The organism is Streptomyces sp. IBSBF 2435 (assembly GCF_036815005.1).
GTDB lineage: Bacteria > Actinomycetota > Actinomycetes > Streptomycetales > Streptomycetaceae > Actinacidiphila.
In genome coordinates this window covers 1-10,727 of record NZ_JAJSYW010000216.1, presented here as the reverse complement: position 1 = coordinate 10,727, position 10,727 = coordinate 1, and the positions used below count along the sequence as shown (strand labels likewise).

Here is a 10,727-nt window from a genome sequence, read left to right as displayed (position 1 = left end):
CGGATGTTCGCCTGATGGCCGACCACCCGGTCCACGTCCGACGTCTCCCGGCCCGGGCGGGGGGGCCCCCCCCCCCCCCCCCTGCCATGTCAGGCGGGGGACAGGGCGCCCGGGAACGCGGCGGTGAAGGCCGCGCGGGTGGGGGAGCCGGGGCGCCGGTCGAGGACCGCGAAGACCACCTCGTCCACCGCGTGCGCGAACCGCCCGCCCGGCCGCAGCAGCACGCCGAAGGCCGCCGCCCTGGCCGGGTCGTTCTGGTAGACCCCGCAGCCCCAGGCGCCTGGCACCAGCCGCCGGTAGCCCTGTGCGACGGCCACTTCGGGCACCCGTCCGGCCCGAACGTCGAGCGCGGGTCCGACCTCGCCCGTATGCTCCGGCAGCGTCCGCGCGATCACCACGGCGTTGGGCGCGGGGCAGGTGAGGAAGCCTGCCCACCACGGCCGCGGCACGAAGCCCGGGGCGCGGCGGAATCGCCTCGCGCCGCGGCCCGCCGCTGACAGCGCCCGTCACGTCCGCCGCCGGGCCGTCAGGACGACTTCCGGCGAAGCCGCGCGGCCACCCCCTTCTGGGCCTGCTCGGCCTTCACGTCGCCCGCGTAGCGGTCCACGTACTCCTGCCCGGACATCCCCAGCACCTCGTACATGATCTCGTCGGTCACCGCCCGTACCACGTGCCGCTGGTCCTCCATGCCGTAGAAGCGGCTGAAGTCCAGCGGGGCGCCGAAGCGGATGGTGACCCGGCCGATGCGCGGGATCTTCCGCCCGGGCGGCTGGAGTTCGAAGGTGCCGACCATCGCGCACGGGACCACCGGGGCGTGCCCCCGCAGCGCCATCACTGCCACACCGGTCCTGCCCCGGTACAGCCGCCCGTCGTGCGAGCGGGTGCCCTCGGGATAGATGCCGAGCAGTTCGCCGCGGCCCAGGACGCCCAGAGCCGCGTCGATCGCCGACTGGGACGCCCTGCCGCCCGAGCGGTCCACCGGGATCTGGCCTATCCCGCGGAAGAAGGCGGCGGTCAGCCGGCCCTTGAGCCCGGGGCCGGTGAAGTATTCGGCCTTCGCCAGGAAGGTGATCCGGCGCGGCAGCATCGCCGGCATCACGAAATGGTCGGAGAAGGACAGGTGGTTGCCGGCGATGATCGCGGCACCGGTCTCCGGGATGTTCTCCATGCCCTCGATCCGCGGCCGGAACAGCAGCCGCAGCAAAGGCCCGAGAACCACGTACTTCAGGACCCGGTAGAACACGGGCCGCCTCCCCCTCGACAGGCCCGGCACGCCCGGGCCGCGCTGCGCCGGTCCACCCGGCGCCCCGGCAGAGTAGTGCCCGCCCGGGCACCGCGACCAGCGCGGCGCCCGGGCCGGCGGCGCCCGGCCCGGGAGCGCACGGCTCAGCCGCGCCCGCGCGCCTCCAGCGAGGCCAGATACGCGTTGTACGCCACCAGCTCCGCGTCGCCGTCCCGGTCGGCCGCCCGGTCCTGGCGGCGGGCCTGCCGCTGTTCGGAGGTGTACCACTGGAAGAGCAGCGCCACCAGCACGATCACCGACGGGATCTCGCTGAACGCCCAGGCGATACCGCCCGCCGAGGTCTGGTCGTTGAGCGGATCGATGCCCAGCGACGCCGCCGGGTGCTTGAACGTGCTCACCAACGGCTCGCTCGCCATCATCACCGCGATGCCGAAGAAGGCGTGGAAGGGCATCCCGGCGAAGAGCTCCAGCATCCGCATGACGTAGCCGGGCCGGTGCGGCCCCGGGTCGATGCCCATGATCGGCCAGAAGAACAGCAGCCCCACCGCGAGGAAGTGCACCATCATCGCGATGTGCCCGGCCTCGCTGCGCATCAGGAAGTCGAACAGCGGCGAGAAGTACAGCCCGTACAGGCTCGCGATGAACAGCGGGATGGTGAACGCCGGATGCGTGATGATCCGCAGGTACCTGCTGTGCAGCAGCTTCACCAGCAGCTCGCGCGGCCCGGTCCTGCCCCGGCCGGCGGTCGGCAGCGCCCGCAGCGCCAGGGTCACCGGCGCGCCGAGCAGCAGCAGGATCGGCGAGAGCATGCTGAGGATCATGTGCTGCACCATGTGCACGCTGAACATGACCATGCCGTAGTCGTTGAGCCGGGTGCACATCGTCACGCCGATGGTCAGCACCCCGACGGCGAACGCGGCCGTGCGCCCCACCGGCCAGCGGTCGCCGCGCCGCCGCAGCCGCAGCACCGCGTAGCCGTACAGCGCGAGCAGCAGCACGCAGCCGATCAGGAAGAACGGGTCGCCGCTGCTGAAGGCCAGGCCCCGGCCGAGGGTGAACGGCGGCAGATCCATGTGCATGCCGTGTCCACCGTGGTCCATCCGTCACTCCTCCGTCGCGCCGACCGGCAGCAGGCCGATTCGACCGTTGTGCCCGCTCCAGAGTAGAACCGCCCCCGTCCGGCGGTCCGGGCGGGGGCGGCTGCGTACGTACGGGGCGGCGCTGCCGAGGTCAGCGGCTCACAGGACGCACTCGGCCTCGGTGTAGCGCTCGGCCGGAACGGTCTTGAGGTGCTGCACCGCGTCGGCCAGCGGTACCAGGGTGATGTCGGTCCCGCGCAGCGCGGTCATCATGCCGAAACGCCCGTGGTGCACGGCCTCCACCGCGTGCCAGCCGAAGCGGGTGGCCAGCACCCGGTCGTACGCGGTGGGGGTGCCGCCGCGCTGCACATGGCCGAGGATCACCGGGCGCGCCTCCTTGCCCAGGCGCTCCTCCAGCTCGACCGACAGCTGGTTGGCTACACCGCTGAACCGCTCGTGCCCGTAGACGTCGGTGGCGCCCGAGGAGAACTCCATGGTGCCCTCGCGCGGCTTGGCGCCCTCGGAGACCACCACTATCGCGAACTTCTTGCCGGCCGCGAAGCGCTTGCCGACCACCGCGGTCAGCTCGGCGATGTCGAAGGGCCGCTCGGGCACCACGATCGCGTGCGCGCCGGCCGCCATGCCCGAGTGCAGCGCGATCCACCCGGTGTGCCGCCCCATGACCTCCACGATCAGCACCCGCTGGTGCGACTCGGCGGTGGTCTTGAGCCGGTCGAGCGCCTCGGTGGCCACCGTCACGGCGGTGTCGAAGCCGAAGGTGACATCGGTCGAGGAGATGTCGTTGTCGATGGTCTTGGGCACTCCGACGATCGGCAGGCCGGCGTCCGACAGCAGCCGGGCCGCCTTGAGGGTGCCCTCACCGCCGATCGGGATGATCGCGTCGAGGCCGAGGTCGGCCACATGGCCCCTGGCCTGCTCGACACCGCCGCGCAGATGCGCGGGCTGCACCCGGGACGAGCCCAGGATGGTCCCGCCGCGTGCCAGGATGCCGCTCACCGCGTCGAGGTCGAGCTTGCGGTAGTCGCATTCGAGCAGGCCCCTCCACCCGTCGTGGAAGCCGATGACCTCGTCATTGTGGTCCACGACGGCGCGGTGCACCACGGACCGGATGACGGCGTTCAGCCCGGGGCAGTCGCCGCCGCTGGTCAGTACACCAATACGCATGCTCTCGATACTCCCGCAACTCGACCGGACCGCCGGACCCCCTCGTCCGGATGGATCCCGGCCAGCTTACCGAGCCGGAAGCTCACGCCTCCACGCCGACCGCACTGCGGACATCTGACGATTACCCGAACTCCGGGGGACGGTTCCGTAGCGTGACGCGCCGCGGGTCAGGCGGGCTGCACCGCTGCCGCGATCCGCTCGGCGCGCAGCGCGTCGTACCACTGGTCGTCCACCGGCGGCAGCGCGTTGACATCGAGCGCCAGCTTGATCAGCAGGTCCCCGATGTGCGGGTTGCGGGCCATCACCGGGCCGTGCATGTAGGTGCCGAAGACCGTGTCGTTGAACGCGCCCTCGGTGCCGTCCCCGGTGCCGTTGCCCCGGCCGACCCGCAGCCGGGCCAGCGGGCGGGCGGTCGGCCCGAGGTGGGTGATGCCCTGGTGGTTCTCGAAGCCGGTCAGCGGCGGCAGCCCGAGGTGCGGGTCGATGTCGGCCAGGACGTCGCCGACGCACCGCTCGCCCTCGCCGCGGGTGCTCACCACGTCCAGCAGGCCCAGGCCCGGCTCGGGGCGGCCCAGGTCGTTGATGAACTCGTGGCCGAGGATCTGGTAGCCGGCGCACACCGAGAAGACGATCGCACCGTTGGCCACCGCCCGGTTCAACCCGCCGTCGCGGCGCAGCCGTTCGGCCGCGAGCCGCTGCGGGCGGTCCTCGCCGCCGCCGATCAGGTAGATGTCGCCCGAGGTCGGGATGGCGTGGTCGGAGCGGACGTCCACCCGGGTCACCGGCACCCGGCGCTGGAGCGCCCTGCGCTCCACCACCAGCGCGTTGCCCTGGTCGCCGTAGGTGCTCAGCAGGTCGGGGTAGACCCACACCAGGCGCAGGCTGGACTCACTCATACGTGCTTCTCCTTGTCGGGCGGCGGCGGCGCGGCGGCCGGGCGGCGGTGTCGGGCGGCGGACCGCCCGCGGTGGCCTGGGTCAGTTGCCGACGCGGCGGCGCAGGTCCTGGAAGGCGGTGTAGTTGGCGATCGCCTCGATCCGGCCGGGCGGCGCGGACCGGACCGCCTCGTCGAGGTTGGCGCACACGAGGAACTGCAGCCCCGCGACCTCCAGGCGTACGGCCAGGTCGAGCTTGCGGTCGCCGATCACCATGATCGGGTGGCCGGCCAGCCGCGGGTAGTCCACGTCCCACAGCCAGGAGGTGTCGGTGCCGTCGGCGCCGCGCGCGTTCACCGACAGGATCACCGGCGTGGGCGGGCCGTCGATCAGCGAGAACGTCTCCAGCCAGCCGGCCGGGTTCTTCGCCAGCAGCAGCCGCAGTTCGCGCTGCTGGAAGGTCACCACGTCGTAGCGCCCGGCGACCGCCTGCACCTTGAACATCCGCTCGAGGGCGACCTTGGGGTCGATACCGAAGGCGGCGGCGACGGCGGCCGACACGGCGGCGTTGGACTTGTTGGCCCGGCCCGGCAGCTGGAGGTGGATCGGCCAGGCGACACCGTAGGGGTCGATGACGTGGTCACCGGACAGCGCCCAGGTCGGGGTGGGGCGGCGGAAGCCGCACTCGCCGCAGAACCAGTCGTCGCCGGGGCGCTGGAGCACCCCGCCGCAGGACGGGCAGGACCAGGCGTCGTCCTTCCACGACTGGCCGGCCGCGACCCACACCACGGTGGGGCTGGAGGAGGCCGCCCAGGTGATCAGCGGGTCGTCCGCGTTGGCGATGATGATCGCCTCGGACCCGGCCAGGCCCTCGCGCCACTTCTCGGCGAGCATCCGGGTCTCGGCGGCCCGGTCGAGCTGGTCGCGCGACAGGTTCAGCAGGGCGATGGCCTTGGGGGCGACGTCCCTGGCGACACCGGCGAGGTACTTCTCGTCCACCTCGATCACGCCGAAGCGGGCGTCGGAGCCGCCGGCCAGCGCGGAGGTGATGCCGGCCGGCATGTTGGCGCCGAGGGCGTTGGAGACCACCGGGCCGCCGGCCCGCAGCGCCTCGGCGAGCAGCCGGGTGGTGGTCGTCTTGCCGTTGGTGGCGGACACCAGCACCACGTCGAGGTGCCGGGCGAGCCTGGCCAGCAGGTCGGGGTCGAAACGCAGCGCGACCTTGCCGCCGATCACCGACCCGCTGCCCTTGCCCGCCGCGCGGGACACCGCCGCCGCCGCCTTGCCCGCCGTCACGGCCAGCTTCGCCCGTGGCGACAGCGGCTCCGAATTGCCTGCCATCGTCTGTCTTCCTCCTCGACTCCGGCCGCGATGCCGCCCGCGGTGGCCGGTATTCCGTCCCCCGGGCGGCCGTTGCGGCGGCCGGCAAGTTCCGGTCGAGGCCAGCCTATCGACTCCGCGCCGCCTCCCCGCACCGCGCCGGGCGGCGGAGGGCCGCGGTCACAGGCCGGGGCTGCCCGCGCGGTCGCCCGCCTCGGCGAGCCGGCCCCACAGGAGATCGGCCAGGTGGCGCACCAGCAGGTCGCGCGACAACGGCCGCTCGCCGAGCCACCAGTCGCCCGCCGCGTACATCATCCCGACGATGCCGTGCCCCCAGACCCGGGCCACCTGGCGGGTGTCGGGGCCGAGGTCGAGGCGTTCCGCTATGACCTCGCCGAGGTCCTCGCCCATCCGCCGCAGCAGCGGGACGGAGTGCCGTCCGACGTCGAAGCCCTTCTCGTCGGAGGAGGTCTCGGCGGGGTGCATCAGGAAGCGGTAGACCTGCGGCCGGGTCTCGATGGCCGACAGATAGGCGTGCAGCGTCGCCTCGACCCGGTCCCTGCGGTCGCCGGGGGAGTCCAGCGCGGTGCGCAGCGTGGCCAGCAGGGCGTCGGTGTGCCGCTTGGCCAGCGCCCGGTACAGGCCGCTCTTGTCGCCGAAGTGCCGGTAGAGGATGGGCTTGGTGATCCCGGCCTCGGCCGCGATGGCGTTCATCGACGCCTCGGGGCCGTCCCGCAGCACCACCCGCTCGGCGGCCTCCAGCAGTTCCGTACGCCGCCGCTGCGTGGCCGCCTGCTGGTCCTGCCGCTGTCCGGTCTCCACCGCGCCTCCCCGCTGTTCGATTGCCGGTGGGTCTGCGCAACGTAACACCCCCGGCGCGGGCGCTCGCGTGGCGCTTGGCGAGTTGACATCGCTTACCAGACGGTAACAGACTGCTGTTACCGCAAGTAACTAGCATGTGGAGGGGACGATGGGCGACTTCACGCTCGATCTCAACGATGACCAGCGGTCGGTGCGCGACTGGATCCACGGCTTCGCCGCCGACGTGATGCGCCCCGCCGCGGCCGAGTGGGACGAACGCGAGGAGACCCCGTGGCCCGTCATCCAGGAGGCCGCCAAGATCGGCTTGTACTCGCTGGACTTCTACGCCCAGCAGTTCTTCGACCCCACGGGCCTCGGCATCCCGATGACGATGGAGGAGCTGTTCTGGGGTGACGCCGGTATCGCCCTGTCCATCGTCGGCACCGGGCTGGCCGCGGTCGGCGTGCTGGCCAACGGCACCGAGGAGCAGATCGGCACCTGGGTCCCGCAGATGTACGGCGACGCCGACGACGTCAAGGTCGCCGCCTTCTGCTCCTCCGAGCCCGACGCCGGTTCCGACGTGGGCGCGATGCGCACCCGCGCGGTCTTCGACGAGGCCACCGGGGAGTGGGTGCTCAACGGCACCAAGACCTGGGCCACCAACGGCGGCATCGCCAACGTCCACGTGGTCGTCGCGGTGGTCGACCCCGATCTCGGCACCAGGGGCCACGCGTCCTTCATCGTGCCGCCCGGCACCCCCGGCCTGTCGCAGGGCCAGAAGTTCAAGAAGCACGGCATCCGCGCCTCGCACACCGCCGAGGTGGTGCTCGACGGCGTACGCGTCCCCGGCGACTGCCTGCTCGGCGGCAAGGACAAGCTCGACGAGCGGCTGGCCCGCGCCCGCGAGCGGGCCGCGGCCGGCGGCACCGGGGCGGCCGAGAGGGGCAAGAACGCCGCGATGGCCACCTTCGAGGCCTCGCGCCCCGCGGTCGGCGCGATGGCGGTCGGCACCGCGCGGGCCGCGTACGAGTACGCCCTCGAATACGCCACGGGACGCGAGCAGTTCGGCCGTCCGATCATCGACAACCAGGGTGTCGCCTTCCAGCTCGCCGACATGCGCACCCAGATCGACGCGGCCCGGCTGCTGGTCTGGCGGGCCTCCTGGATGGCGACCGCGGGCAGGCCGTTCACCTCGGCCGAGGGGTCGATGTCCAAGCTGTTCGCCAGCGAGACCGCCAAGAAGGTCACCGCCCAGGCCGTCCAGATCCTCGGCGGCAACGGCTTCACCCGGGAGTACCCGGTCGAGCGGATGCACCGGGACAGCGCGATCTACACCATCTTCGAGGGCACCAGCGAGATCCAGCGGCTGGTCATCGCCAGGACGCTGTCCGGCGTGCCCATCCGCTGACCGGCCCGCCGCGAGGGCTCAGCGGCCCGCCGCCCCGGCACCGGGGCGGCGGGCCGCCGCCCGGTCACTTGTCGTTGCTGTAACCGCGCAGCAGGAACCACGCCATGAGCGCCACGCCGACCACCGTGACGACGATGACCGTACGCATCACCGGCCCCGGGCCGACCGTGTCAGACGTCGCCAGGCTCGTCACGTCGTGGATCGCGCCGATGTGCATGAGGATGCTCCTTCTGGTCAGGTCCACCAGCGTAGACCCGCCCGCCGGGCCCGCCGCGGCATGGGTCGCCCCGAACCGCCCGCCGGATGCCGCCGGCCCGCCGACCTGGGGCGCAGCGCCTCGGCCAGCTCGTCCAGCGTGTCGACCAACAGCGCCGCGCCGCGGCGTACGACCCGGTCGCCCGCCGGGTCCGGCGGCCAGCGGTCCAGCTCGGCGCGCAGCGCCGACCAGTCCGGTGCCCGGCGCTCCCTGACCTCGTCGGCCGCCACCGCGGTGGCCCGGCGCAGCGCCGCCGCGAAACGCGCCGCCTCCGGCACCGGCGGCGCGTCCCCGGCCGGCTGGTGCGCCTCCATCAGCAGCCCCACCCGGCCCACCGCCGACAGCGCCGCGTCCGCGTCCCGCACCGCGCTGCGCGACAGCCCGCGGTGCCTGACCGGCTCCGCGTCCGCCCGGCTCACCGCCTGGTCCCAGGCCGCGCCCGCCGCCCGCAGGTCCAGCAGCGCCCGGCGCACCGCGCCGGGGCGGCGCCGCGAGGGCTCGGCGTGCGCGTACATCACCGCGGCCACGTAGCCGGCCGTCGCCTCGGTCCACTCCGCGAGCCGGTCCCGCAGCCGCGGTGTCTCCCAGGCCGGGAAGACCGCGTAGGCGGCCATCGCCAGCACCCCGCCCAGCAGGGTCAGCAGCACCCGGTCGCGCACCGTCTGCTCCAGCTGCGTACCGCCCATGCCCAGCAGGAAGACCACATAGGCGCCCACGCAGGCCTGCGCGACCACGTAGCCGCTGCGCAGCAGCAGATACATCAGCCCGATGCTGACCACCGCGAGCGCGGCGAAGGTGTACGTGCCGGGGTGCGCGACCTGGGTGATCCCGGTGGCCAGCGCGACACCCACCAGCGACCCGGCGAAGCGGGCCACCCCGCGCTCGTAGGTCTGGGTGAAGTCGGGCCGCATCACCATCACCGAGGCCATCGGCGCCCAGTAGCCGTGCCCCAGCGGCAGCGCCGCCCCGACGAGGTAGCCGACCGCGGCCACCGCCGACAGCCGCAGCGCGTGCCGCAGCACCGGCGAGTCCCAGCGGACCTGGCGGCGTACGGTCCGCACCGCGGTCGGCAGCAGCTCGCCGGCCGACGGGCGCAGCAGGTGCGCGGTGCCGGTCGCGTCGGAGGGGCCGGAGCCCTCGGCCCTTTCCACCGCGGCGCTCAGCAGCGACACCAGCCGGGTGGCCGACCGGCGGGCGGCGCCGGTCAGCTCCGCGCCCGGCGCGTCGTCGGCCCGCAGCAGCGCGTCGGCCCGCGCGGGCACCCGCACCGGGCCGCCCTGCCTGATCGCCCGGGCCACCGCGTCCAGCACGCTCGCCGCCACCGCCAGCACCTCGCGCGCCCGGTCCCGCTCGGGTCCCTCGGCCGCGGCGCCCACCCTCGGGTCGGCCAGCGAGGCGAGCACCGGGCGGATCCGCTCGGCCAGCACCCGGTTGCCGTGCAGCTCCTCGGGCCGCCGCCTGGCCTGCCGCGCGGTCACCTCGGCGGCGCTGCGCGCGGTCATCAGCGGCTCGGGGTCGAACGGCGCCTTCGGGTCGTGCCGCAGCCGGCGCGCGAAGTCCGCCTCGGCCGCGAAGGCGTCCGCCAGCGCGTCGCGCTGCGCGCCCCAGCGGCGGATCGGGAAGACCACGATCAGCGCCGCCTGCACCAGCGCGCCGAGCCCGACCAGCGCCGCGTGCTGGAGCGCGCTGAGCACCGAGGTCGGCAGGGTGACCGTCACCAGCATCACCGCGACCGTCAGCGCCGAGACCATGCCGGTGGTCGGGCCGAGCGCCCACGCCAGGCCGGCCGCGAACGCCCAGACCGCCAGCAGCAGGACGAACAGCACCGCGTGCGACGCGGCCAGATAGCCGAGGAAGGTGCTGACCGCCAGCCCCGCACCGGCGGCCAGCGCCAGCACCGGCCGCGGACGCCAGCTGCGCTGGAAGGTGGCCATGCCGGCGGCGAACGCGCCGAAGGCCGACGAGGCCGCGACCGGCGGCGACCACAGCCACAGCGCCAGACCGATGACGATCGCGACCCCGCACGCCGCCCGCAGCGCCACCAGCGGCTCAAGACGGGTCCGTTCGACCCGCAGGCCCGACCTGGCGGTCTCCCGCAGCGCGCGCAACCACGTCATGGTCCAGAGCTTAGGCAGAAGGACCTACCGCGGGCCGCCCGCGAAATGCCCCCGGACCAGCCGAAACGGGACATCCGCCGGGCCGGAGTGACGGCGCACACCCCGTGGTCCCGCCCACACCCTCACATCACCGCGCCACCGTCTGCTTCAATGGGGGACATGGCCAGCACTACTGACACCGGGACAGGTCGAAACGACCTCGAACCCTTCTGGCCGTCCCGGCAGGAACACCACTTCGACCGCTGGTGTTGCCGCGCGATCCCCGCGCGGACCCGCGTCACTCGCTGACCTGCCCCGAGCCCGGCCCTCAGTGGCCACGGGCGGCCGTACGGCAGCAGACGGTCCCGCGCACAACGGAGTCCCACGACCCTTCGCGCGAAAGAGCCGAGCCCATGTCGAACCTGCCTTCCGTCACCTCCCTGCCCTCGCACCCCGCCCTCGCC

General features: G+C 73.6%; 10 protein-coding genes. 1 reads left to right on the top strand and 9 read right to left on the bottom strand.

The annotated features are described in order from the left end of the window. Positions 1 to 89 precede the first annotated feature (89 nt). The 7 genes from V7E46_RS29465 to V7E46_RS29435 all read right to left on the bottom strand — a co-directional run bounded on the left by V7E46_RS29465 (position 90) and on the right by V7E46_RS29435 (position 6,524). Positions 90 to 449, bottom strand: coding sequence for a TIGR02452 family protein (locus V7E46_RS29465; protein ID WP_443054387.1), 360 nt, complete (start codon positions 447 to 449; stop codon positions 90 to 92). A 77-nt stretch (positions 450 to 526) separates the two neighbouring features. Beyond that, entirely contained in the window at positions 527 to 1,243 is a 717-nt protein-coding gene (locus V7E46_RS29460) for a lysophospholipid acyltransferase family protein (RefSeq protein WP_333771275.1), read from the bottom strand. A gap of 143 nt (positions 1,244 to 1,386) precedes the next feature. Continuing rightward, complete coding sequence (locus V7E46_RS29455) at positions 1,387 to 2,343, bottom strand: cytochrome c oxidase assembly protein (RefSeq protein ID WP_333771274.1); 957 nt, start codon at positions 2,341 to 2,343, stop codon at positions 1,387 to 1,389. 138 nt (positions 2,344 to 2,481) lie between these two features. Then, entirely contained in the window at positions 2,482 to 3,507 is a 1,026-nt protein-coding gene (locus V7E46_RS29450; protein ID WP_329181833.1) for a 6-phosphofructokinase, read from the bottom strand. Positions 3,508 to 3,674: 167 nt separating this feature from the next. Beyond that, positions 3,675 to 4,403 (bottom strand): type 1 glutamine amidotransferase, encoded by a 729-nt coding sequence (locus V7E46_RS29445; RefSeq protein WP_329181836.1) that lies wholly within the window; start codon positions 4,401 to 4,403, stop codon positions 3,675 to 3,677. 81 nt (positions 4,404 to 4,484) lie between these two features. After that, on the bottom strand, positions 4,485 to 5,723 hold the full coding sequence (locus V7E46_RS29440) for a MurT ligase domain-containing protein (RefSeq protein ID WP_329181838.1): 1,239 nt from the start codon (positions 5,721 to 5,723) through the stop codon (positions 4,485 to 4,487). Positions 5,724 to 5,882: 159 nt separating this feature from the next. Continuing rightward, positions 5,883 to 6,524 (bottom strand): TetR family transcriptional regulator, encoded by a 642-nt coding sequence (locus V7E46_RS29435; protein WP_329181840.1) that lies wholly within the window; start codon positions 6,522 to 6,524, stop codon positions 5,883 to 5,885. Positions 6,525 to 6,672: 148 nt separating this feature from the next. Here V7E46_RS29435 and V7E46_RS29430 point away from each other — a divergent pair, with 148 nt between their 5' ends. Next, positions 6,673 to 7,911, top strand: coding sequence for an acyl-CoA dehydrogenase family protein (locus V7E46_RS29430; protein ID WP_333771273.1), 1,239 nt, complete (start codon positions 6,673 to 6,675; stop codon positions 7,909 to 7,911). Between the two features lie 64 nt (positions 7,912 to 7,975). Here the strand turns inward: V7E46_RS29430 and V7E46_RS29425 are convergent, their stop codons facing one another. Further along, positions 7,976 to 8,128, bottom strand: coding sequence for a hypothetical protein (locus V7E46_RS29425; RefSeq protein WP_329181844.1), 153 nt, complete (start codon positions 8,126 to 8,128; stop codon positions 7,976 to 7,978). 17 nt (positions 8,129 to 8,145) lie between these two features. Continuing rightward, positions 8,146 to 10,284, bottom strand: a complete 2,139-nt coding sequence (locus tag V7E46_RS29420) for an FUSC family protein (RefSeq protein ID WP_333771272.1) — start codon at positions 10,282 to 10,284, stop codon at positions 8,146 to 8,148. Positions 10,285 to 10,727: the final 443 nt, after the last annotated feature.

Coding starts and splice junctions, on each gene's coding strand:
- V7E46_RS29455 (WP_333771274.1), bottom strand. CDS start 2,343: ATGGACCACGGTGGACACGGCATGCACATGGATCTGCCGCCGTTCACC.
- V7E46_RS29450 (WP_329181833.1), bottom strand. CDS start 3,507: ATGCGTATTGGTGTACTGACCAGCGGCGGCGACTGCCCCGGGCTGAAC.
- V7E46_RS29445 (WP_329181836.1), bottom strand. CDS start 4,403: ATGAGTGAGTCCAGCCTGCGCCTGGTGTGGGTCTACCCCGACCTGCTG.
- V7E46_RS29440 (WP_329181838.1), bottom strand. CDS start 5,723: ATGGCAGGCAATTCGGAGCCGCTGTCGCCACGGGCGAAGCTGGCCGTG.
- V7E46_RS29430 (WP_333771273.1), top strand. CDS start 6,673: ATGGGCGACTTCACGCTCGATCTCAACGATGACCAGCGGTCGGTGCGC.
- V7E46_RS29425 (WP_329181844.1), bottom strand. CDS start 8,128: ATGCACATCGGCGCGATCCACGACGTGACGAGCCTGGCGACGTCTGAC.
- V7E46_RS29420 (WP_333771272.1), bottom strand. CDS start 10,284: ATGACGTGGTTGCGCGCGCTGCGGGAGACCGCCAGGTCGGGCCTGCGG.